23 protein-coding genes and 1 riboswitch are annotated in these 23,563 nt (G+C 55.1%); of the genes, 13 read left to right on the top strand and 10 right to left on the bottom strand.

Annotation, left to right across the window (positions count from 1 at the left end):
- The first annotated feature begins 21 nt into the window (after window positions 1-21).
- From KCR01S_RS10705 to ybiJ, 5 genes are all read left to right on the top strand, one after another.
- Window positions 22-642, top strand: a complete 621-nt coding sequence (locus KCR01S_RS10705; RefSeq protein WP_061282730.1) for a flavin reductase family protein — start codon at window positions 22-24, stop codon at window positions 640-642.
- Between the two features lie 94 nt (window positions 643-736).
- Complete coding sequence (locus tag KCR01S_RS10700) at window positions 737-997, top strand: YdgH/BhsA/McbA-like domain containing protein (protein ID WP_061282728.1); 261 nt, start codon at window positions 737-739, stop codon at window positions 995-997.
- 315 nt (window positions 998-1,312) lie between these two features.
- A complete protein-coding gene (locus tag KCR01S_RS10695) occupies window positions 1,313-3,595 on the top strand; it encodes a catecholate siderophore receptor Fiu (RefSeq protein ID WP_061282726.1) in 2,283 nt (760 codons plus the stop codon).
- Window positions 3,596-3,643: 48 nt separating this feature from the next.
- Entirely contained in the window at window positions 3,644-4,321 is a 678-nt protein-coding gene (gene ybiX, locus KCR01S_RS10690) for a PKHD-type hydroxylase YbiX (protein ID WP_061282724.1), read from the top strand.
- 457 nt (window positions 4,322-4,778) lie between these two features.
- A complete protein-coding gene (gene ybiJ / locus KCR01S_RS10685) occupies window positions 4,779-5,039 on the top strand; it encodes a DUF1471 family protein YbiJ (RefSeq protein WP_052284742.1) in 261 nt (86 codons plus the stop codon).
- A gap of 174 nt (window positions 5,040-5,213) precedes the next feature.
- Here the strand turns inward: ybiJ and ybiB are convergent, their stop codons facing one another.
- From ybiB to rhlE, 3 genes are all read right to left on the bottom strand, one after another.
- On the bottom strand, window positions 5,214-6,182 hold the full coding sequence (gene ybiB / locus KCR01S_RS10680; protein ID WP_061282722.1) for a DNA-binding protein YbiB: 969 nt from the start codon (window positions 6,180-6,182) through the stop codon (window positions 5,214-5,216).
- Between the two features lie 40 nt (window positions 6,183-6,222).
- The gene (dinG, locus tag KCR01S_RS10675) at window positions 6,223-8,376 is read right to left on the bottom strand and encodes an ATP-dependent DNA helicase DinG (RefSeq protein ID WP_061282721.1); all 2,154 of its coding nucleotides are present in this window, start codon (window positions 8,374-8,376) and stop codon (window positions 6,223-6,225) included.
- A 96-nt stretch (window positions 8,377-8,472) separates the two neighbouring features.
- Window positions 8,473-9,846, bottom strand: a complete 1,374-nt coding sequence (gene rhlE / locus KCR01S_RS10670) for an ATP-dependent RNA helicase RhlE (protein WP_061282719.1) — start codon at window positions 9,844-9,846, stop codon at window positions 8,473-8,475.
- A 230-nt stretch (window positions 9,847-10,076) separates the two neighbouring features.
- On the opposite strand from rhlE, the gene cecR reads away from it, so the two are divergent.
- From cecR to KCR01S_RS10645, 5 genes are all read left to right on the top strand, one after another.
- Entirely contained in the window at window positions 10,077-10,751 is a 675-nt protein-coding gene (cecR, locus tag KCR01S_RS10665; protein WP_061282717.1) for a transcriptional regulator CecR, read from the top strand.
- Window positions 10,751-11,746 carry a secretion protein HlyD gene (gene hlyD, locus KCR01S_RS10660; RefSeq protein WP_061282715.1) on the top strand — a complete coding sequence of 332 codons (996 nt, stop codon included), beginning with the start codon at window positions 10,751-10,753 and terminating at the stop codon, window positions 11,744-11,746. Before cecR ends, hlyD begins: the two co-directional genes overlap by 1 nt.
- On the top strand, window positions 11,739-13,478 hold the full coding sequence (locus KCR01S_RS10655) for an ATP-binding cassette domain-containing protein (protein WP_061282713.1): 1,740 nt from the start codon (window positions 11,739-11,741) through the stop codon (window positions 13,476-13,478). The genes hlyD and KCR01S_RS10655 overlap by 8 nt, the downstream gene beginning before the upstream one ends.
- Entirely contained in the window at window positions 13,468-14,601 is a 1,134-nt protein-coding gene (locus KCR01S_RS10650; RefSeq protein WP_061282711.1) for an ABC transporter permease, read from the top strand. The genes KCR01S_RS10655 and KCR01S_RS10650 overlap by 11 nt, the downstream gene beginning before the upstream one ends.
- A 99-nt stretch (window positions 14,602-14,700) precedes the next feature.
- Window positions 14,701-15,807, top strand: coding sequence for an ABC transporter permease (locus tag KCR01S_RS10645; RefSeq protein ID WP_061282709.1), 1,107 nt, complete (start codon window positions 14,701-14,703; stop codon window positions 15,805-15,807).
- Here KCR01S_RS10645 and KCR01S_RS10640 read toward each other — a convergent pair.
- The 7 genes from KCR01S_RS10640 to moaA all read right to left on the bottom strand — a co-directional run bounded on the left by KCR01S_RS10640 (window position 15,769) and on the right by moaA (window position 19,901).
- On the bottom strand, window positions 15,769-16,179 hold the full coding sequence (locus KCR01S_RS10640) for a YbhQ family protein (RefSeq protein ID WP_052284734.1): 411 nt from the start codon (window positions 16,177-16,179) through the stop codon (window positions 15,769-15,771). The genes KCR01S_RS10645 and KCR01S_RS10640 overlap by 39 nt on opposite strands.
- Window positions 16,180-16,391: 212 nt before the next feature.
- Entirely contained in the window at window positions 16,392-17,096 is a 705-nt protein-coding gene (locus tag KCR01S_RS10635; protein ID WP_052284733.1) for a Bax inhibitor-1/YccA family protein, read from the bottom strand.
- 98 nt (window positions 17,097-17,194) lie between these two features.
- Window positions 17,195-17,647 (bottom strand): molybdopterin synthase catalytic subunit MoaE, encoded by a 453-nt coding sequence (gene moaE / locus KCR01S_RS10630; RefSeq protein ID WP_061282707.1) that lies wholly within the window; start codon window positions 17,645-17,647, stop codon window positions 17,195-17,197.
- A 1-nt stretch (window position 17,648) separates the two neighbouring features.
- Complete coding sequence (gene moaD, locus KCR01S_RS10625; protein WP_061282705.1) at window positions 17,649-17,894, bottom strand: molybdopterin synthase sulfur carrier subunit; 246 nt, start codon at window positions 17,892-17,894, stop codon at window positions 17,649-17,651.
- A complete protein-coding gene (gene moaC / locus KCR01S_RS10620) occupies window positions 17,887-18,372 on the bottom strand; it encodes a cyclic pyranopterin monophosphate synthase MoaC (protein ID WP_061282702.1) in 486 nt (161 codons plus the stop codon). Before moaC ends, moaD begins: the two co-directional genes overlap by 8 nt.
- 4 nt (window positions 18,373-18,376) lie before the next feature.
- On the bottom strand, window positions 18,377-18,889 hold the full coding sequence (moaB, locus tag KCR01S_RS10615) for a molybdenum cofactor biosynthesis protein B (protein ID WP_061282700.1): 513 nt from the start codon (window positions 18,887-18,889) through the stop codon (window positions 18,377-18,379).
- A gap of 22 nt (window positions 18,890-18,911) precedes the next feature.
- A complete protein-coding gene (gene moaA, locus KCR01S_RS10610) occupies window positions 18,912-19,901 on the bottom strand; it encodes a GTP 3',8-cyclase MoaA (RefSeq protein ID WP_061282698.1) in 990 nt (329 codons plus the stop codon).
- Window positions 19,889-20,026, bottom strand: a riboswitch (molybdenum cofactor riboswitch). (Overlaps the previous gene by 13 nt.)
- A 238-nt stretch (window positions 20,027-20,264) precedes the next feature.
- Here moaA and yvcK point away from each other — a divergent pair.
- The 3 genes from yvcK (at window position 20,265) to pmrA (ending at window position 23,561) form a co-directional block, all read left to right on the top strand.
- The gene (yvcK, locus tag KCR01S_RS10605; RefSeq protein WP_061282697.1) at window positions 20,265-21,170 is read left to right on the top strand and encodes a uridine diphosphate-N-acetylglucosamine-binding protein YvcK; all 906 of its coding nucleotides are present in this window, start codon (window positions 20,265-20,267) and stop codon (window positions 21,168-21,170) included.
- Window positions 21,171-21,247: 77 nt separating this feature from the next.
- On the top strand, window positions 21,248-22,879 hold the full coding sequence (gene eptA / locus KCR01S_RS10600; RefSeq protein WP_061282695.1) for a phosphoethanolamine transferase EptA: 1,632 nt from the start codon (window positions 21,248-21,250) through the stop codon (window positions 22,877-22,879).
- Window positions 22,880-22,889: 10 nt separating this feature from the next.
- Window positions 22,890-23,561, top strand: a complete 672-nt coding sequence (gene pmrA / locus KCR01S_RS10595) for a two-component system response regulator PmrA (RefSeq protein ID WP_061282692.1) — start codon at window positions 22,890-22,892, stop codon at window positions 23,559-23,561.
- Window positions 23,562-23,563: the final 2 nt, after the last annotated feature.

Genomic DNA, 23,563 nt, shown 5'->3' with positions numbered 1-23,563 from the left:
CGATTAAATGACAGGTGTGCTATGTATTTTTATCAGCCTTCACAGGGGCACGGTCTGCCGCATGACCCGCTCAACGCGATTGTCGGGCCACGGCCTATCGGCTGGATTGCCTCCGTTGACGCCCAGGGGCGCCCTAACCTTGCCCCCTATAGTTTCTTTAACTGCTTTAACTATCGGCCGCCGATCATCGGTTTTGCCAGCAGCGGCTGGAAAGATAGCGTGCAGAACATCGTCGACACCAAAGAGTTTGTCTGGAATCTAACGACTCGCGATCTGGCCGTCGCGATGAATGAAAGCTCCGCCAGCCTACCGCACGGTGAGAATGAGTTTACCCGCGCAGGGCTGACCCCCGCACCGAGCCTGCTGGTCAAAGCACCGCGCGTGGCTGAAAGCCCGGTTAACTTTGAGTGTCGGCTGTCGCAATGCATTCAGCTTACCGGCGCGGATGGCACGGCTGTCGATACCTGGCTGGTTCTCGGTGAAGTCGTTGGCATCCATATTGCGGAATCGCTGCTGGAAAATGGCATTTACCAAACGGCGCGTGCACAGCCGGTGCTGCGGGCAGGTGGCCCCTCGGCCTATTACACCATCGATGAAAGCCATCGCTTTGACTTGATTCGTCCGGATGCTCGCCAGAGCTGACCCATTCAGCCGTTTCGGCGGCTGATATTTCCCCCTCCTTGCGGCCAACGACCTACACTTATTGTATTCCCTGTTGCTATCAGGAGGGGATGCCATGAACACCCGTCATCTTTTGTCTATCGCCACGATCTTCGCGACGCTCCCTTTTTTGGCCTATGCCACCCCAGCGCCTACCGATACGCCCAGCGGGCCATTTCGCCCCGTCGGCACCGTTACGGCAAGCGGTGCCAGCAATCTGGACGACCTGCAGCGACTGCTAGCCGATAAAGCCCATCGGGCAGGAGCAAAAGCCTATGTGGTGGATGTCGCGAGCGGTAAGAACAAAATGTTTGGATCAGCGACGCTGTACGAATAACGATACTTATCCCTCGTTCCCTCTCGCCCGGAGGCTTTCTCAAGCCATGAAGCTCACCGGGCGAGCAGCCTTGCCCTCAGCGAATCCCCCTGAATTATGTAAGCTTTATGTATATAAAATGAAGAAACTGTAAATCAATGTATTTATTTTTAGTTCAATGAGTGATAAAAAGTTACGCGTTTTGATAATGCTTCTCACAATCATTATCAAATTCATTTAATAAAAATTAAGCAACCTGCAGTGGCAAAGGGGACATGACGTACCCGGTTGTCATTTTTTACATCGTAATTAAAAAATTATAAGACGCTCATTGATATGGAAAAAAATCGCACTACCCCGTTCAGTAGCTTTGGTTCGCTCACCCTTTTCACCGGACTTTGCCTCGGCTTAACGCCAGCCGCTCAGGCCGATGAAGCAAAAGAGAAGAGTTCTGGGGATACGCTGGTGGTTGAAGCCCAGGCCCCTTCCCTGTACGCGCCAACAAAATCCGCCGACCCAAAATTCAGCCGCCCGATTGCCGATACCACTCGTACCGTAACGGTCATTTCCGAGCAGGTGATTAAAGATCAAGGCGCCACCAACCTGACCGATGCGCTGAAAAACGTGCCGGGCGTGGGTGCCTTCTTTGCCGGGGAAAACGGCAGCTCATCGACCGGTGACACCATCTACATGCGCGGCGCAGATACCTCAAACAGTATCTATGTCGACGGTATCCGCGATATCGGCAGCGTCACCCGCGATACTTTCAACACTGAACAGGTAGAAGTGATTAAAGGGCCGTCCGGTTCGGACTACGGCCGCAGCGCGCCAACCGGCTCGATCAACATGATCAGCAAACAACCGCGTCTGGACTCTGGTATTGATGCGTCGGCAAGCATCGGCAGCGCGTGGTATCGCCGCGGTACGCTGGATCTTAACGAAGCGATTGGCGAAACCACCGCCGTGCGTTTAAACCTGATGGGCGAGAAAACCCACGACGCTGGCCGCGATAATGTTAAAAATGAGCGCTACGGCATTGCGCCATCTATCGCCTTTGGTCTGGGTACACAAAACCGCCTGTACCTCAACTATCTGCACGTGAAGCAGAATAATACGCCGGATGGCGGCGTACCGACCGTCGGCCTGCCGGGCTACTCCGCGCCTAACGCCAAAACGTCGGCGCTGAACTCTTCCGGTAAAGTTGATACTCATAACTTCTACGGCACCAACTCGGATTATGACGACTCGACCACCGACACGGCGACGATGCGGTTCGAGCACGATTTCAACGACACCACCACCCTCCGCAACACCACTCGCTGGTCGCAGATCAAGCAAGATTACATGATGACGGCGATGATGGGCGGGGCCAGCAACATCGGTATGCCCGATCCGAATAACGTCAATACCTGGACCTGGACGCGCAACATCAACACCAAAGATGTCAGCAACAAGATCCTGACTAACCAGACCAACCTGACCTCGAAGTTCTATACCGGTTCCGTTGGCCACGACATTAGCACCGGCGTGGAATTTACCCACGAACAGCAAACCAACTACGGCGTGTATCCGTTTACCGCTCCGCCGGTCAATCTCTATAACCCGAACAGCAATATCTCGCTGGGCGGCCTGCAGCGCAGCGGGGCAAACTCTAACGGCCAGACCGATACCTTCGGGATCTACGCCTTCGATACCCTGCAAATTACCCAGGATTTCGAGCTGAACGGCGGTATCCGTCTTGATAGCTACCACACCGAGTACGACAGCGCCTCGCTGTGCGGCGGGACCGGGCGCGGTGCTATCGCCTGTCCGGCTGGCGTCGCTAAAAATTCCCCGGTCACGACGGTTGATGCCACCAAGTCCGGCAATCTGGTTAACTGGAAAGCCGGTGCTCTCTACCACTTAACGCAAAACGGCAACGTGTACGTCAACTACGGCATCTCGCAGCAGCCTCCGGGCGGTAGCAACTTCGCGCTGGCCGCGGGCGGTACCGGCAGCAGCGCCAACCGTACCGACTTCAAGCCGCAGAAAGCCAAAACCAGCGAAGTGGGCACCAAGTGGGAAGTACTGGATAAGCGTCTGCTATTATCTGCCGCGGTCTTCCGTACCGATATTGAGAACGATGTAGAAGCCAACGACGATGGCACCTACTCCCAGTACGGTACCAAACGCGTAGAAGGCTATGAACTGTCGGTTGCCGGCAACATCACGCCGGCCTGGCAGGTGATTGGTGGCTTCACGCAGCAGCGCGCTTCGGTGCGTGAAGGCGCTGAAGTTGCACAGGACGGCACGACTTCTCTGCCATACACCCCTGAGCACGCCTTTACCCTGTGGAGCCAGTACCAGGCAACAGATGCTATCTCCGTGGGCGCCGGCGCGCGTTACATTGGCAGCATGCACCGCGGTAAAGACGGTGCCGTCGGTACACCGTCCTATACCGAAAGCTACTGGGTTGCTGATGCCAAGCTCGGCTACCGCGTCAACAGCACGCTTGACCTGCAGCTGAACGTTTACAACCTGTTTGATACCAACTATGTTGCCTCTATCAACAAAAGTGGCTATCGCTACCACCCAGGCGAACCGAGAACCTTCGCGTTAACGGCCAACGTTCACTTCTAAGTTATACGGTGGGGCGCAAGCCCCACTTTCTTTTTCAGGAGAGACCCCATGATGTACCGTATTCCCGGCGTGCTGAGCGAGCAGGAAGTCCGTTTTCTGGTTGATGAGCTGAATCACGCTGAGTGGGTAGATGGCCGGGCCACCGTCGGCGCACAGGGGGCGCAGGTGAAAAACAATCAGCAGGTCGATACCCGCAGCGAGCGCTATGCGCAGCTACAGGCGAAAGTCCTGGACGCGGTCAACCGCCATTCGCTGTTCTTCGCCGCCGCGCTGCCCAAAACCATCTCCAGCCCGCTGTTTAATCGCTACCAGCAGCACGAGACCTACGGTTTCCACGTTGACGGCGCGGTCCGTCAGCATCCGCACAGCGGCTGGATGCGCACTGACCTGTCCGCCACGCTATTTCTGTCCTCCCCGGAAAGCTACGACGGCGGCGAGCTGACCATCAACGACACCTATGGCCAGCACTCGGTGAAGCTGCCGGCGGGCGATTTAGTGCTCTACCCGTCAAGTAGCCTGCACTGCGTGACGCCGGTGACGCGCGGCGTGCGGGTGGCGTCGTTTATGTGGATCCAGTCAATGATCCGCGACGATAAACGCCGGGCCATGCTGTTTGAACTCGACGGTACGATCCAGTCGCTGAAAAACCAGCACGGAGAATCCGCTGAGGCACTTTCCCTGCTCAACCTGTACCACAATCTGCTGCGCGAATGGTCAGAGATCTAAAAAAGCCAAAAATTTCTCAAAATATATGAAGAAGATGGGCGACAAAAACGAGGCGGCGCGCGAGCCTATGCTCAGTCGCCCGAATTAGAATAAATAGCCAGACAAAAGTTTACTGACAACACACTACTAAGCATATAATGTGGAATCTACTCGGTATAACCAGTTTTGATAACGAATCTATACCGTAATATACAGAGCAATCGATTATCTTTACGAGCACGCTTTTTAGCAAAAAAAGTGGCAAATTGTGCCTTCGATTGACCAACTTTCGTGCGATCCTTGGCAAACACATTCATTCCGTGAATATTTTATTAATAATCAATAAATTAATAATCATTCAATTTTTTTGATTATCGACATCAATTCTCTTCGATTTATTCCGCCAAAGAAAAACGTGATACTTATCACATCGACAGAACATCGTCCCCTGAACGGAATAACCTGCGAGAGATTAATTATGAAAAACATTAAATATGCTGTTGCTGCTATCGCCCTGTCCGCCCTGTCATTTGGTGCTTTCGCTGCACAACCGGTGACCCAGGCTCAGGCTCAGAAAATGAATGAAATGGGTACTGTGTCCGTAGATGGCGCAAGCACTCTGGATGGTATGGAAGCTCAGCTGGCGCAGAAAGCGGCCGCAGCGGGTGCATCCGGCTATGCCATCACTTCTGCTAACACCAACAACAAAGTTAGCGGTACTGCAGTTATCTACAAATAATTGCCAACTCTGTTATACCCCGTGAGTCGACCGCTCGCGGGTGCTCCAACCCTCATTGAACTTGTTGATACCCTTTTTTGCCCGGCTGCCACGCCGGGTTTTTTTTGCCTAAAATTCGCGGCAGAGGTACTGGTCTTCCGGTGTCACTGACCGATGCCCGGAAGACGGAGGGGATTAATAGGCCTGCGCGACGCGCGCTAAACCCTCTTCAAGAGAGTTGACCTCACCGGTGGCCAGCAGGCAGCAGGCTAACTGTATTTTCAGGGAGTGCGGGACCGGCTCCACCCCAGCCACGCAGCGTTCAATCCAGCGAGCGGTGACTTCGGGATCTTTTGCCGACGGCAGCACCACCGCCTCTTCCGCCTGCTCGCTCTGCCGCTCGTTAACTACCCGTGTCCCTTGTCCATCGATGAGAGTTATTTGCGGGCAACGTTGAGGATTAGCATAAACCTCCCCTTCCGTGCCGTGCATCAGCAGACTACGTCCCCCGACATCGCTAAAGAATTTAGCGACTTTGGTAACATATTCCGGATGTGAAACGCTGGATAAACGCAGCGCCGCATCTTCAGCAAACGGCGTTATCAGCTTCGCCAGCGAATGCGCGCTATTACGCACACCCAACTGCCAGCGCATGGACAATTGTTTTTCTATCGGCGGACAAATCGCGCCGACCGGAATATAGACCGGCTGATGACCATCCAGTTTAGCCTGCGCCTGACCGGCATGAAGGGTTGGCTCAATGCCCATCAGCGCAAAAATGGTTTCCGTCAGTACGCGCGTAGGATCTTCGCTAACGCCGTGCACCACCACCGGGAATCCGAGTTTATGCAATAGCATCGCCAGCAGCGGCGTAAGATTCGCCTGCTTACGCGCGCCGTTGTAGCTAGGAATCACGATTGGCATTGGCTTACCGACCGGTGGCGTCAGGCGGATCGTCTGCTGCTGCATGGCCTCGTAAAAGCCCAGCATCTCCGCTTCGCCCTCGCCCTTAATGCGCATCGAGAGCAAAATGGCGCCCATTTCGAGATCCGGCACGTCTCCCTCAAGCATTCGGGCGTATAAGCCACGTGCGGTTTCTCTATCCAGATCGCGCGCGTGATTTTTGCCTCGTCCGATCTCTTTAATGATTTTGCGGTAATCCATTTGCGACTCCTGTTGAATGCTCATACGACGCCCGGCCGGGCTAGCGCTTTTTTCGCCGCGGCGCTTTGGCTTTCGCTTTCGGCTTCAGTTCTGCGACTTCCGGCACTTCCGTTCGCTCAATAGGAAAGACCGGTAACGCATTCAGTAAACGCTGACCGTAGTTTTTGGTCAACAACCGCTTATCGTAGATAATCACTTCCCCCCAACATCCGTGGCTACGGATTAAGCGCCCGACCTGTTGAATCAGGTTAAATGATGCGCTTGGCAGGCTCTGCACCTCAAACGGATAGCGGTTGAGGCTTTTCAGCCATTCGCCTTCGGTAATCACCACCGGGCTGTCGATAGGCGGGAAAGCAATTTTGTGAATATGCACCTGGCTTAGCAGTTCGCCTTTGAGATCAAGCCCCTCCGCGAAAGATTGCAGCCCGACCAGCACGCTGTATTCGCCGCTCTCAACCCGCTTACGGTGCAGTTCTACCAGCCGGTAGCGCGGCTGATCGCCCTGCACCAGCAGCATCAGCCGCAGATCGGTTACATGCTCAAGAAAGCGCTGCATCGCGCGTCCGCTGGCGAAAAGCACCAGCATGCCGTGGTGTTTTTTGCTCTCCACCTGCTGGCGGAAATAGGCCGCCATCTCGGCAATATGCTGCTCTTCCGTATCGATAAGCGGTTCGTACTTCATTTGCGGAATGACGATTTTGCCCTGCTCAACGTGATTGAACGGCGAATCCAGCGCCACAAAACGGTCGCCCGCTTTCTCCTTCAACCCGCTCATCTCCTGCAGGCGCGAGAAGCTATTGAGCGAACGCAGCGTCGCGGAAGTGACCACGATATGCGGTACGCTTCGCCACAGCAGGCGCTCAAGCTGATCGCTCACGCGGATCCCCACGCAGTGGAACCACACGTGCATCTGACCATCGCGTACATCGCGGGTGGCCCACTTGGTTACCGGAGCCCCCGAGGCCTGCGACAGTGACGCCAGACGCCACAGCTTGCTTTGCGATTCGAACATCCCCAGCGCGCGGTTCATCTGCAAAATGACCCGATGCAGCCGGACGATATCGTGGCTGCCGGTTTTTTCACTGAGATCGTTTAGAAACAGCTCCGATAATCCGCGCAGCATTTCGGTTAGCTTCGCCAGACGCTGGCAGATTTCCATCACCTCATCCGGCAGTTCGCCCATCGGGAAACGGTGCTCCGCCTCCTGGGTGGCGGGGAGATAGAGGTTGAGGATGTTGTTCAGCGAGGCGATCAGCTCGTCAAGCTCTTCACAATGCGCAGTCAGGCGCTCAGGAAGCGCCAGCGGCGGCGTGGTTTTGGGACGAAACTGCTCCATGCAGGTCGCCACCAGCTTGCTGAACAGGTCGAGCTGCAGGCGATACCACGGCGCGGTAATTTCAGCGCTCATCTCCAGCGCATCGCGAGCGACGTCCGGCAAATGGTGTCCTTCATCAAGCACCAGCAGCAGATTTTTCGGCTCCGGCAGCACCGCTTCACTCTCCATCGCCGCCATCACCAGCGCATGGTTGGCGACCACCACTTCCGCTTCCTGAATCTCACGGCGGGCGACAAAAAACGGGCATTCCCGATAATAATGGCAATTGCGGTTTAGACAGCTGGCTTTATCAGTACTCAGCCGTCGCCACAGGTCGTCATCGATCGGCACATCGGTGTGATCGCGCAGCCCATCCCACTTGTAGCTATCAAGATCCCCTTTAAGCCTGGCGCAGCGTTTCTGCTCTTCCTGATTGTTTGGCGTCAGTTCATCTTCGAGAAAGGCGAGCAGATCTTGCTGGGTAGGATCGGTGCTGGCAAGCGCCGACAGATTACGGGTACAGACGTAGCGCCCGCGGCCGAAAGCGGCGGTAAAACGCAGATCGGGGATAATTTTGCGCAGCAGCGGCAGATCTTTACTGTAGATCTGATCCTGCAAGGCGACGTTGGCGGTACTCACCACCAGCGTTTTTTGTTCTTCCCGGGCAATCGCGATACCGGGAATCAGATAGGACAAAGTTTTCCCCACGCCGGTCGGCGCTTCAATCGCCAGGTGTCGTCCCTCTTCCCCTGCCAGCGTTTTGGCGACGTCAGCAATCATCTGCCGCTGCGGTGCGCGGGGAATAAAGTCGGGGATCTGTTCCTGGAGCGCCTTGTACCAGGCGGCGATTTGCGCTTTTAGCGCAGCGGTCAAAGCCATGAGAAAACCTGAGATACTGTATAAACAGCCACTATTGTGACATCTTCTGCGCGCTGCGGCAAAAAAGAAAGCCCGGCTTTTAGCCGGGCTCTTATTTTACTGTGCTGCCGCCGGTTTACGCGGGCGGCGCGGTGGGCGTGGCTTATCGCCCGCCGGTTTGCCTTCCGCACTACGCGGCTTAGCCTTTGGCGCACCGCCGTCGGTACGACGCGGCTGCTGCTGACCGCGTCCGCCGCCCTGACTCTGGCCCTGGCGACCACGACCGCCGCCGTTTCCGTTACCACCGCCACGCTGCTGACGACCGTTCTGAATCGGCTCAGCCTTGATAGACGGATCCGGTTCATAACCCGGCAGCGCAATGCGTGGGATCTCTTTCTTCAGCAGACGTTCGATATCGCGCAGCAGTTTAATTTCATCGACGCACACCAGCGACAGCGCTTCGCCGGTTGCCGCCGCACGGCCGGTACGCCCAATGCGGTGTACGTAATCTTCCGGTACGTTTGGCAGCTCAAAGTTCACGACGTGCGGCAGCTCTTCGATATCCAGGCCACGTGCCGCAATGTCGGTCGCCACCAGCACACGAATATCGCCAGATTTAAAATCAGCCAGCGCGCGGGTTCGCGCACCCTGCGATTTGTTGCCATGAATGGCAGCGCTGCGAATGCCGTCTTTATTCAACTGCTCTGCCAGATGGTTAGCCCCGTGTTTAGTACGGGTGAAGACCAACACCTGCTGCCAGTTACCTTCGCCAATCATCTGCGACAACAGTTCGCGTTTACGCTTTTTGTCCACCATGTGAACATGCTGGGTCACCTGCTCAGAGGCAGTGTTACGACGCGCAACTTCAATTTCCAGCGGATTGGTCAGCAGTTTTTCTGCCAGTGCTTTGATGTCGTCAGAGAAAGTGGCGGAGAACAGCAGGTTCTGGCGTTTCGCCGGCAGCTTGGTCAGCACGCGACGAATATCATGGATGAAGCCCATATCCAGCATACGGTCAGCTTCATCAAGCACCAGAATCTCAACCTGATCGAGCTTCACGGCGTTTTGATGTTCCAGATCCAGCAGACGGCCTGGGGTTGCCACCAGTACGTCAACGCCGCTGCGCAGCTTCATCATCTGCGGGTTAATGCTAACGCCGCCGAAAACCACCAGCGAGCGAATGTTCAGGTAGCGGCTGTATTCGCGAACGTTTTCACCAATCTGTGCTGCCAGCTCGCGGGTTGGCGTCAGGATCAGCGCACGTACCGGACGGCGGCCTTTAACGTGTGGATCGCGGGAGACCAGCGTCTGCAGCAGCGGCAGAGTAAAACCTGCGGTTTTACCGGTACCCGTTTGCGCGCTCGCCATCAGATCGCGGCCCTGCAGTACAGCAGGGATCGCCTGCTGCTGAATGGGGGTGGGTTCCTGGTAGCCTTGCTCAGCAACGGCACGCAGAATATCGGGGTTCAATCCGAGGGAATCAAAAGACATAATTACTCCACACCCACCCCGACCGCATGCGGTGTAGTTTTCGAGGGGATAAAAAACGAGGAAATGACAAAAACCACAATGTCATGAAGGGGCGGAGTGTAGCAGTTTTTGTGATACACCGCATAAATTATCCCCTTAACGGTGGAAAACAAGATTATTCACCAGACTGGACAAGATTAAAAACCCGGCATAAAGTTAATCAATCGATTGATTAACTTTGAGTGGCAACGATGAACGTGACGCCAATCACCAGTAAAGGTGAGCAGGCCAAAAGCCAGCTTATCGCCGCCGCCCTCGCCCAATTCGGCGAATACGGCCTACACTCCACGACCCGCGATATTGCCGCCCAGGCTGGGCAGAATATTGCCGCCATTACCTATTATTTTGGCTCAAAAGAAGATTTATACCAGGCTTGTGCGCAGTGGATTGCCGATTTCATCGGCGAAAATTTCCGCGCCCACGCGCAGGCTGCCGAACAGCTTTTTGCCGAGCCGCAGCCCGATCGCGAAGCTATGCGCACGCTGATTTTTCAGGCCTGTCGCAATATGATCTTGCTGCTCACCCAGGACGATACGCTGAGCCTCAGCAAGTTCATCTCTCGCGAACAGCTATCGCCGACCGCCGCCTATCAGCGCATCCACGATCAGGTTATCGCCCCGTTGCATGCCCACCTCACCCGCTTAATTGCCGCCTACACCGGCTGCGACGCCAACAGCACGCAGATGATCCTGCATACCCACGCCCTGCTGGGTGAAGTGCTGGCGTTTCGCCTCGGGCGAGAAACTATTTTGATGCGTACCGGCTGGTCACAGTTTGATACCGACAAGACCGAACAGATCTTCCAGGTCGTGACCTGTCATATCGATCTTATCTTGCAAGGATTAACTCAAAGGAGCCTGAAGTGATGAAAAAACCGGTCGCCATTATCCTGGCCGTTGCCATCATCGTCGCAGCGATAGGCGGCGGGACGTGGTGGTATCAAAGTCTGCAAAATAACGGGCTGACGCTTTACGGCAACGTTGATATTCGTACCGTCAATATGAGCTTCCGCGTCGGCGGACGCCTGCAATCGCTGAACGTTGATGAAGGCGATGCCATTAAGCAAGGCCAGACGCTGGGGCAACTCGACAAAGCGCCGTATGAAAACGCCTTAATGCAGGCTAAAGCTAACGTCGCGACCGCGCAGGCGCAGTACGACCTGATGATGGCCGGCTACCGGGCGGAAGAGATAGCCCAAGCCGCCGCCGCGGTCAAACAGGCCCAGGCGGCTTATGATTATGCGCAAAGCTTCCTGCAGCGCCAACAGGGGCTATGGAATAGCCGCTTGTTATCCGCGAACGACCTGGCAAATGCCCGTTCCTCACGTGACCAGGCGCTGGCATCGCTGAAATCAGCGCAGGATAAGTTAAGCCAGTACCGCGCGGGTAACCGTCCACAGGAAATCGCCCAGGCCAAAGCCAATCTTGAACAGGCTCAGGCACAGCTGGCGCAGTCAACCCTCGATTTACAGGATACCGTACTAACCGCACCGTCTGACGGCACGTTATTAACCCGCGCAGTAGAGCCCGGCAGCATGCTCACCGCCGGCAGCACGGTCCTGACGCTGTCGTTAACCCATCCGGTGTGGGTTCGTGCTTATGTTGACGAGAAAAACCTTAATCAGGCGCAGCCGGGACGGGAAATTCTGCTCTATACCGACGGCCGCCCGGATAAACCTTATCACGGCAAAATTGGCTTCGTTTCACCCACCGCTGAATTTACGCCAAAAACGGTTGAAACGCCGGATCTGCGAACCGATCTGGTCTATCGTCTGCGCATTATCGTTACCGATGCCGACGACAGTCTGCGTCAGGGAATGCCGGTGACGCTGAAGTTTAGCGATGAGCCACGCCATGAGTGAGCATCAGATCCAGCTTCAAGGGCTGGTCAAACAGTTCGCCGACATGAAAAAACCGGCGGTCGCCCGGCTGGACTGTACCATTCAATCGGGCTACGTCACCGGGCTTGTCGGGCCTGACGGCGCGGGAAAAACCACGCTGATGCGGATGCTCGCCGGATTACTCAAACCCGACGAAGGCAGTGCAACGGTGCTGGGGCTCGATCCTATTCGTGACGACAGCGCGCTCCACGCGGTGCTCGGCTATATGCCGCAAAAATTCGGCCTGTATGAAGATCTGACGGTGATGGAGAACCTCAATCTCTACGCCGATCTGCGCAGCGTCACCGGTGAAATCCGCGAGAAGACCTTCGCGCGTCTGCTGGAGTTTACTTCGCTGGGGCCGTTTACTTCACGGCTGGCGGGCAAGCTTTCCGGTGGTATGAAGCAAAAACTGGGGCTCGCCTGTACGTTAGTGGGTGAACCCAAAGTCCTGCTGCTGGATGAACCCGGCGTCGGCGTTGACCCCATTTCCCGTCGCGAGCTGTGGCAAATGGTCCATGAGCTGGCGGGCGACGGCATGCTGATCCTCTGGAGCACCTCGTATCTCGATGAAGCCGAGCAGTGCCAGGACGTGCTGCTGATGAATGAAGGCGAGCTGCTGTATCAGGGCGAACCGACCGCCCTCACCCGCACCATGGCCGGGCGCAGCTTCCTGATGCACAGCCCGGCGGAGAACAACCGCAAGCTGTTACAGCGGGCGCTGAAGCAGGAGATGGTCAGCGACGGCATGATTCAGGGCCGCTCGGTGCGCACGATCCTGAAAAAATCTGCCACCGCGGGTGACCTGAGAAATGCGCCGGGAATGCCGGCACTGGAAATTGAAGAAACCACGCCGCGCTTTGAAGATGCATTTATCGATCTGCTGGGCGGTGCGGGGACATCGGAATCGCCGCTGGGCGCTATTTTGCATACGGTGGAAGGCTCGGCTGAGGAAACGGTTATCGAAGCGAAAGAACTGACCAAAAAATTTGGTGATTTCGCCGCCACCGACCACGTCAACTTTGCCGTTAAACGCGGGGAGATTTTTGGCCTGCTGGGGCCAAACGGCGCGGGCAAGTCCACCACGTTTAAGATGATGTGCGGTTTGTTAGTCCCCACTTCCGGCAACGCGCTGGTGCTGAATATGGACCTCAAAACCGGTTCCGGTAAGGCACGCCAGCATTTAGGTTATATGGCGCAGAAATTTTCCCTCTACGGTAACCTGACCGTGGAACAAAATCTGCGCTTCTTCTCAGGCGTGTATGGCCTGCGCGGAAAAGCGCAAAACGACAAAATCCGCAGCATGAGCGAAGCCTTTGGCCTCGATGAAATTGCTCGTCACACTACCGATGCGCTGCCGTTGGGCTTTAAGCAGCGTCTGGCGCTGGCCTGTTCGCTGATGCACGAGCCGGACATTCTGTTTCTTGATGAACCGACTTCGGGCGTTGACCCGATCACCCGCCGCGAATTCTGGCTGCACATCAACAGCATGGTTGAGAAAGGCGTCACCGTGATGGTGACCACCCACTTTATGGATGAGGCCGAGTACTGCGACCGCATTGGGCTGGTCTATCGCGGGAAGCTGATTGCCAGCGGCACGCCGGACGATTTAAAGGCGCAGGCGGCCGATGAGCAGCAGCCGGACCCGACCATGGAGCAGGCGTTTATCACCCTCATTAATGATTGGGATAAGGAGCATGCCGATGAGCGTTAAAAGCTTGTCGTGGCGGCGCGTCCGCGCGCTGTGCGTGAAAGAGACGCGGCAGATTATCCGCGATCCCAGCAGTTGGCTGATTGCGGTGGTGATCCCGCTGCTGCTGCTGTTTATCTTTGGCTACGGCATTAACCTCGACTCCAGCAAGCTCAGAGTCGGCGTGCTGCTGGAGCAGCAGAGCAAAGAGGCGCTGGATTTTACCCATACGCTTACCGGCTCGCCCTACATTGATGCCACCATCAGCGATAATCGCGGCCAACTGATTGAGATGATGCAGGCCGGGCGCATACGCGGTTTAATTGTCGTCCCGGTGGATTTCGATAAAAAGATGGCCCGCGTCGGCGACGATGCGCCGATTCAGGTCATCACCGACGGCAGCGAACCGAACACCGCGAACTTCGTGCAGGGCTATGTCGAGGGCATCTGGCAAATCTGGCAACAGCAGCGCGCCGAAGATAATGGCCAGCGCTTCGAGCCGCTGATTGATGTGCAGACTCGCTACTGGTTTAACCCGGCGGCCATCAGCCAGCACTTTATTATTCCCGGTGCGATAACCATCATTATGACGGTCATCGGGGCGATTCTGACCTCGCTGGTCATCGCCCGTGAGTGGGAGCGCGGCACTATGGAGGCGCTGCTGTCCACTGAAGTCACCCGCGTCGAACTGCTGTTGTGTAAGCTTATCCCCTACTATTTCCTCGGCATGCTCGCCATGCTGCTGTGTATGCTGGTCTCGGTATTTATTCTCGGCGTGCCGTATCGCGGATCGCTCATTATCCTGTTTTTCATCACCAGCCTGTTTTTACTCAGTACCCTCGGGATGGGGCTGTTGATTTCGACCATTACCCGCAATCAGTTTAACGCCGCGCAGGTTGCGCTAAATGCCGCCTTTTTGCCGTCGATTATGCTATCCGGGTTTATTTTCCAGATAGACAGCATGCCGGCAGCCATTCGCCTCGTGACCTACATCATCCCGGCGCGCTATTTCGTCAGTACCCTGCAAAGCCTGTTTCTGGCGGGCAACATTCCGGTGGTGTTGATTGTTAACACGCTGTTTTTAATCGCCTCAGCGGTGATGTTTATTGGCCTGACGTGGATGAAAACCAAACGTCGGTTGGATTAACTCTGGCGCTCGTTTGCGTCCCGGTGGCATGCTGCCTATCGGGTCGACGAGCCTTGACGGTCGGGAAAGTCACGCGTTACCCGCTATAAGGACGACACTATGTTTTATCGCTTATGGACTCTGATCCGCAAAGAGCTGCAATCATTGCTACGCGAACCGCAGACCCGCGCTATTTTGATAGCGCCGGTGCTGATTCAGGTTCTGTTGTTCCCCTTTGCGGCCACCCTGGAAGTGACCAACGCAACTATCGCCGTCTATAACGAAGACAACGGCAAACACGCCGTTGAGCTGACCCAGCGCTTTGCCCGCGCCAAAGCGTTTACGCATGTGCTGCTGCTGAAAAGCCCGCAGGAGATCCAACCGACTATCGACACGCAAAAAGCGCTGCTGCTGGTGCGCTTCCCGGCCGATTTCTCCCGCGATCTCGATACCTTCCAGACCGCGCCGATGCAGCTTTTACTGGACGGACGCAACTCTAACAGCGCGCAGATTGCCGCTAACTATCTGCAGCAAATCGTCAAAAATTATCAGCAGGAATTGCTGGAGGGGAAAGCGAAACCGAATAACAGCGAGCTGGTGGTGCGTAACTGGTATAACCCGAATCTCGACTACAAATGGTTTGTCGTCCCATCGCTCATCGCCATGATCACCACCATCGGCGTGATGATTGTGACTTCGCTGTCGGTGGCCCGTGAACGTGAACAAGGCACTCTCGATCAGCTGTTAGTCTCGCCGCTCGCCACCTGGCAAATTTTTGTCGGTAAAGCGGTTCCGGCGCTGATCGTCGCCACCGCGCAGGCCAGCATCGTGCTGGCAGTCGGCATTTGGGCGTATCAAATTCCGTTTGCCGGATCGCTGGCGCTGTTCTACTTCACGATGGTGATTTATGGCCTCTCGTTGGTGGGGTTCGGTCTGTTGATTTCATCGCTGTGCTCCACGCAGCAGCAGGCGTTTATCGGCGTCTTTGTCTTTATGATGCCGGCGATTTTACTGTCAGGGTACGTCTCGCCGGTGGAGAACATGCCGGTATGGTTACAGCACCTGACGTGGATAAACCCGATTCGCCACTTCACGGATATCACCAAACAGATCTATCTAAAGGATGCGAGTTTATCGATTATCTGGGGGAGTTTGTGGCCGCTACTGTTCATAGCGGCCACGACGGGCTCAGTGGCGTACGCGATGTTTCGCCGCAAGATCGCCTGAGGATTTATCTTTCACCAGCAGCGAGAACACGGCTGGCCCCGCGAGGATCGCCAGCCCAGCCAGCGCCAGCAGAAAGTGGTTTTGCAGTACGCGCGACAGCAGCCAGACGGCGATCATCGCGGCGCCAAAATACCAGGTGGTCGTCAGTTCTTCGAACACATCGGCGACATCTCGCCAGCGTTTATCGGGGTGGCGCTGTAGCGCCAGCATCAGCAGTACGCTTACGGCATACAGCACGCACAGGCCTAATCCAACGCGCACTAAGGTGCCGCTCATCCAGCCCATAACCAACACGGCGACGACCAGTAAATGCAACATAATCTGCCAGCAACCGAGCCCAGTTGCGACACGAATTCGTTGTTGCCACTTCATGGCTTCTCTCCTGAAGAATTTTATTTGCTTATTCAGAGTACTCAAGTCTACGGAAAATTCCGTAAAGGTGCTTCTTTTTGTGACAGTGGTGTCACATTTTCATCCGTATTGTGTAAAACAGCGTCTAAACATTCACCGAACGGAGGGATTAACGCGGGAAATGCGGCGAGGAAACCCGGTGCTGCCAGACAGCACCGGATGAAACGAACGACTTAACGACGATTGCCGAAGATACGCAGCAGCATCAGGAACAGGTTAATGAAGTCGAGATACAGGGTCAGCGCACCGAGAATGGCGTATTTGCGCAGATTTGATGAATCACGCACGTCAATCTGTTCGCCAATGTTTTTCAATTTCTGGGTGTCATAAGCGGTAAGACCGACAAATACGATCACCCCGATATAGGTCACTGCCCACATCAGCGCTTCGCTTTTCAGCCAGAAGTTCACTAGCGACGCCAGCACGATACCAATCAGCGCCATAAACAGCATATTACCGAAGCCGCTGAGGTCGCGCTTAGTGGTATAGCCGTACAGGCTCATGATGCCAAACATGCCGCCGGTCACGACGAAGGTGCTCGCAATCGACGAATAGGTGTAGACGATAAAAATGCTGGAGAGCGTCAGCCCGGTAAGCGCCGAATAGAGCATAAACAACGTTGTCGCCATCCCGGCGCTCAATCGCTGCACCATGCCGGAGAGGACAAACACCAGCGCCAGCTGGGCGATAATCAGCCCAAAGAAGGTGATTTTACTGGAGAAAACGAACTCCATGACTGCCGGGGTATTTGCCGCATACCACGCAATAAACGCGGTCAGCAGCAGACCGCAGGTCATCCAGCCATACACCTGAGCCATATAGGTTTGCAGGCCGCTACGCGCCTGCACGATAGAATCTGAGCGCGGGAATCGTTCCATGACGTTCTCCTGAAGTTAGTATGAACCTAAAATATTCGCCGTTATTCAGGCTGCCAGCGCATCAGCGACAACCTGAACTCCATGAATTTAAGTGTACTCTACCAGCGCTCGGCTGCCTGTTTATCGCTGTCGCGCGCTTCCACCCAACGCTCCCCTTCCGGAGTCGCTTCACGCTTCCAGAACGGCGCGCGGGTCTTTAGATAGTCCATGATAAACTCGCCTGCGTCAAAGGCGCTGCTGCGATGCGCGCTGGTCACGCCGACAAAAACGATCTCTTCGCCCGGCCATAGCTCGCCAATACGGTGAATCACCGTGACGCGGCCCAGCGGCCAGCGTTCGCGCGCGGCATCAACAATCTCCGCCAGCGCTTTTTCGGTCATACCGGGATAATGCTCAAGACTCAGCGCTTTCACGCTATCACCCAGGTTATGATTGCGGACTTTACCGGTGAAGGTCACGACCGCGCCGTCTTCATCGCGGGCAGCCAGCCACGGATATTCATCGCCTACGCTGAACGGCTCATGGCCGACGCGAATACGGGTTTCACTCATCTCAACCTCCCGTAACCGGTGGGAAAAAGGCCACCTCGTCGCCATCGGCCACCGGGTGGTCGAAGCTCACCAGCGTTTGGTTCACCGCCGCCAGCAGTTTGCCCTCTTCCAGCGCCAGCGCCCAGCGCCCTTCCTGCGCCACCAGATGCTGGCGCACGGCTTCTACCGTCGAAAACTCAGGTGCCAGGGTCAGCGAGTCGGCGCCGACCAGCTCGCGGACCTGAGCAAAAAACAGCACGTTAATCATGCGCGTCCGCCTTAAAATCTCCTGATTTACCACCGCTTTTCGCCAACAGGCGAACCGGGCCAATGACCATGTCTTTTTGTACCGCTTTGCACATATCGTAGATAGTCAGCGCCGCAACCGACGCGGCGGTGAGCGCCTCCATCTCCACGCCAGTTTTCCCGGTCAAACGGCACAGCGACTCTATCCGCACGCGGTGATGTTCCGGCTCGGCCTGCAGGTTGACTTCAACCTTGCTGAGCATCAGCGGATGGCACAGCGGGATCAGATCCCAGGTGCGTTTTGCCGCTTGGATACCGGCGATACGGGCGGTAGCAAAGACGTCGCCCTTGTGATGGCTGCCGTCGATAATCATCGACAATGTTTCCGGCAGCATGGTGACAAACGCTTCAGCACGCGCTTCGCGAACGGTTTCTGCCTTGGCGGAGACATCCACCATGTGGGCTTCACCCGCGGCGTTGATATGGGTCAGTTGCGACATCGTTTTATTTCTTCAGATGAGGGTGGAAGTTGCATGGGCGGGTGCGAGCATCCAGCTGCGGGGCAATGATGTTGTCCCATGCGGTGCGGCACGCTTTGGTGGAACCCGGCATAGCAAAAATCAACGTGCGGTTAGCCATCCCCGCCACGGCGCGTGATTGCAGCGTCGCCGTGCCAATTTCTTCAAACGAGAGCATGCGGAACACTTCGCCGAAGCCTTCAATCTCTCGGTCAAACAGCGGCAGTAGGGCTTCAGGGGCCTGATCGCCGTCGGTCAAACCGGTCCCCCCGGTGATCAACACCACCTGCACGTCATCGCGGGCAATCCACGCGGAAACCTGGGCGCGGATCTGGTAGCGGTTCTCTTTCACGATCGCTTTATCGACGATCTGATGACCCGCTTCCTGCGCCGAGTCGCGCAGGAAATGGCCGGAGGTATCATCCTCTTCGCCACGACGGTTGGAAATAGTAAGAATAGCAACGCGCGTTGGGATAAATTCAGCGCTCACCTGACTCATTTGATAGCTCCTTGATGACGAATCATCCACCAATATAGGATAAATTCTGGGTAATTCCGGTATTGCCCTGATGCAGGAAGTGGGTCTGTTTTTTATGCGTGAGCGCTTCGGCAATGCGCTCTTCCAGCGCCTGCTGCTGGGCGTCATCCGCCAGCAGTTCGCGCAGGTCAACGCCACCGTCGCCAAACAGGCACAGATGCAGTTTCCCAATGGACGATACGCGCAGACGGTTACAGCTGGCGCAGAAGTCTTTTTCATACGGCATAATTAAGCCGATTTCCCCTTCGTAGTCGGGGTGGCAAAAGACCTGCGCCGGGCCGTCGCTGCGCTGACGGATTTGATGGATCCAGCCGCGCTGAAGCAGTTGTTCACGGAGCACCATGCCTGAGATATGGTGTTGGCGAAACAGCTCGCTACCGTCGCCGGTTTCCATCAGTTCAATAAAGCGGAGTTGAATGCGGCGCGGTTTGATCCACGCCAGAAAGGTGTCGAGCTGGTGATGATTCACATCGCGCATCAGCACGGTGTTCACCTTCACTTTATCAAAGCCCGCGGTAAAGGCGGCGTCGATGCCATCCATCACCTGACGGAACTTATCCTGACCGGTAATCGCGTGAAACTGTCGTGCGTCGAGGCTGTCAACGCTGACGTTTAACGCGGTAAGTCCGGCTTCGCGCCAGGCGGCAACATCGCGCGCCATGCGATAACCGTTAGTGGTCACGGCAATCTGGCGAATTGAGGCGTTCTCTTTCACTGCGGCAATCACGTCGGTAAAGTCACGACGTAGCGACGGCTCTCCGCCGGTTAAACGAACTTTTTCCGTACCCAATGCCGAAAAGGCGCGCGTCACCCGGCGAATTTCGTCCAGCGACAGAAATCCTTTGTTGGTGACCCCATTGGGCTGGTAGCCGTTAGGCAGACAGTAGGTGCAGCGAAAGTTGCATACGTCGGTAATCGACAGGCGCAGATAAAAAAACCTGCGCGCAAACGCATCAGTGAGTTGTGAAGCCATAGACACCTTTCCAAATACGGGAGGCGAGATCATTTCTTCCTTCGCCCTGGCGACAGATTATCTGCCGCGGCCAAAGCACCGTATTTTTCAACTTAGGTGCAGAGGCTAGAGTGTGTTGTTCAGACTATTGTAGAAACAGTACTGAACCAGGTTATGCCGAATAGTAGCGCGAGAATAGCAGTTTCGCCATTCCTGCAATCGCTGTATAAAGTCATACATAACGACCTGATCGTGCACTTTCCCTACAGAATACGTAAAAATCACGCTTTTGCATTGATATACGTCATTTTGACCGGTACAGAGCATCGTCTTTTAGAGGTAGTTAGGCTAATGTAAGCACGTTTTTCACTATAAGGAAGTTGTATGCGCAATCGTACTTTTGCCGATCTTGACCGCGTCGTCGCGCTAGGCGGCGGACATGGCCTTGGACGCGTGATGTCATCCCTTTCATCGCTCGGCTCGCGCCTAACCGGCATCGTCACGACCACCGACAACGGCGGCTCTACCGGACGTATTCGCCGTTCCGAAGGCGGTATTGCCTGGGGAGATATGCGCAACTGCCTTAACCAATTAATTACCGAACCCAGCGTCGCCTCGACGATGTTTGAGTACCGTTTTAGCGGTAATGGAGAACTTTCCGGTCATAACCTCGGAAATTTAATGTTAAAGGCGCTGGATAACCTGAGCGTGCGGCCTTTAGAGGCCATCAATTTAATTAAAAACCTGCTAAAAGTTGAAGCATCACTGATTCCAATGTCCGAACAGCCGGTGGATTTAATGGCGATCGACTGCGAGGGCCATGAAATTTACGGTGAGGTGAACATTGACCAACTTAAGCTGCCGCCGCGTGAGCTCATGTTAACCCCGCAGGTATCCGCAACCCGGGAAGCGGTAGAAGCGATCGCTGACGCGGATTTGATTCTGATTGGCCCTGGCAGCTTCTACACCAGTCTGCTGCCGATCCTGCTGCTGCCGGATATCGCCCAGGCGCTGCGCCGTACGCCGGCGCCAATGGTCTATATCGATAACCTGGGCCGCGAACACAGCTCCGCGGGCGACCTCAGCATTGAAGAACGCATTGCACTGCTGGAGCACTATATCGGTAAAGCGGTTATTGATGCCGTTGTGGTGGGGCCGAAGGTCGATGCCAGCCGCGTGCAGTGTAAAGTGGTGATCCAACAACCGCTGGAAGCCGAAGATATTCCTTACCGCCACGACCGCGTGCTGTTACGTGCAGCACTAGAAGAAGCATTACAGGCCTTCGGCTGAGTTTCCTTAATTTCTTAAGGTTGTCTTAAAATAGCTCGGGCAGCATAGCGTACATTATCATTCCTGAGTCCAACGCTATGCTTTGCCTGTTACGTTACCGCCCTACCGTCAGTCGGCTGACCTATATCATTTTGTTTGCGCTCTATATTGCGCTGCCGCTGAATATCGATTTTTATCGTCAGGCATTTACCCTGCTACCCGTTGATGGCCTGCATAACGCGTTGGTCTTTCTGAGTATGCCGGTGGTGGCGTTCTCGGTCATGGCGATATTACTGACGCTCGCCTCCATTATTCGTCTGGAGAAGGTGCTCGCCTCGATCTTTATTCTCCTTAGCGCCAGCGCCCAGTATTTTATGATGAACTTTGGCGTCATTATTGACCGCTCAATGGTGACCAATATTTTCGACACCACGCCTGCCGAAAGCTACGCCCTGCTTTCAGGACAAATGATTGCTGTGCTTGCCGTTTCCGCCCTGCTGTTCATCGCGCTGGCATGGTGGATTAAAATTAAGCCGGCTGCCAGTCGTTGGCGCGGTGCGATTATGCGTGCGGGGTCGTTGGTTATTTCGGTGGCACTGATTCTGCTGGTTGCCGCACTGTTTTATAAAGATTACGCCTCACTGTTTCGGAATAATAAAGAGCTGGTCAAATCACTAAATCCATCTAACAGTATTGTGGCGGTGAACTCCTGGTATTTTCATCATGAAATGGACAATCTGCCGCTGGTAAAAATTGGTGAAGATGCCACGCAAAAAGCGGTCATGAAAAACGGTCCGCGGAAAAATCTGACCATTTTGGTGCTGGGTGAAACCTCACGCGCGGCGGATTTCTCACTGGGCGGTTACGATCGCCAGACCAACCCATTGCTGGCAAAAGATAACGTCGTCTATTTCCCGAAAACGGCCTCCTGCGGAACTGCTACCGCCGTGTCGGTCCCCTGCATGTTCTCAAACATGCCGCGTGATGCGTACAACGAGTCACTGGCCCATCATCAGGAAGGGCTACTGGACATCATCCAACGCGCCGGGATCCAGGTGCTGTGGAACGATAACGACGGCGGCTGCAAAGGCGCCTGCGATCGGGTGCCTCATCAGGATATGACGGCTTTAAATCTGCCGGGCCAGTGTATTAACGGCGAGTGCTACGATGAAGTGCTGTTCCATGATCTGGAAAAAACCATTGATACGATGCAGGGTGACGGCGTGATTGTGCTGCATACCATCGGTAGCCATGGCCCGACTTATTATAACCGCTATCCGCCGGCGTTCCGTCGCTATACGCCAACGTGCGATACCAGCGAAATTCAATCCTGTTCCCAGGAGCAGCTGAAAAATAGCTACGACAATACCATTTTGTACGTCGACTATATCGTCGATAAAGCGATTAAGCTGTTGCAGTCTAAACAGGATAAATTCACCACCAGCCTGGTTTACCTTTCCGACCACGGTGAATCATTAGGTGAAAATGGCGTCTATTTGCACGGCTTGCCCTATTCCATCGCGCCAGAAACCCAAAAACATGTGCCAATGCTGTTATGGTTATCGAATGATTATCAACAACGCTACGGCGTTAATTACGATTGCCTGCAAAAGCACGCCACACAAAATAGCTACTCGCAGGATAATCTGTTCTCTACAATGCTAGGTCTGACCGGCGTAGAGACCCGCGAATATCGGGCAACGGATGATATCTTAGCCACGTGTAAATAGAGGCCAGTAGATGAAAATTTTAGTCGTTGAAGATGATACCTTGCTATTACAAGGACTGATTCTGGCCATGCAGAGTGAAGGGTATGCCTGCGATGGTGTGGCCACCGCACAGCAGGCGGCGCTGAGTCTGGCCAACGGACATTACAGTCTGGTGGTGCTGGATTTAGGTCTGCCGGATGAAGACGGGCTGCATTTTCTCAACCGCATGCGCCAGCAAAAACTCAGCGTCCCGGTACTGATCCTCACCGCCCGCGATACCCTGGAAGATCGCGTTAGCGGTCTTGATACCGGCGCAGATGACTATCTGGTAAAACCCTTCGCGCTGGAAGAGCTCAACGCCCGTATTCGCGCCCTGCTTCGCCGCAACCTGAACCAGGGCGACAACGAAGTCACCGTCGAAAATCTGCGCCTCAACGTCACGCGTCGTCAGGTTTGGCTGGACGGAGAGCTGCTGGAATTGACGCCAAAAGAATACGCCCTGCTTTCGCGCTTGATGCTGAAAGCCGGCAGCCCGGTGCACCGCGAAATCCTCTACAACGATATCTATAACTGGGATAACGAACCGGCAACCAATACGCTGGAAGTGCATATCCATAACCTGCGCGATAAGGTCGGTAAAGCCCGCATCCGCACGGTACGCGGCTTCGGCTATCAGTTAGCAACAACCGCAAAGGCGGAATAAAG

It is taken from the genome of Kluyvera cryocrescens NBRC 102467 (assembly GCF_001571285.1).
Classification (GTDB): domain Bacteria; phylum Pseudomonadota; class Gammaproteobacteria; order Enterobacterales; family Enterobacteriaceae; genus Kluyvera; species Kluyvera cryocrescens.
The sequence above is the reverse complement of the archived record's forward strand: the minus strand, read 5'-3'. Positions and strand labels throughout refer to the sequence as shown.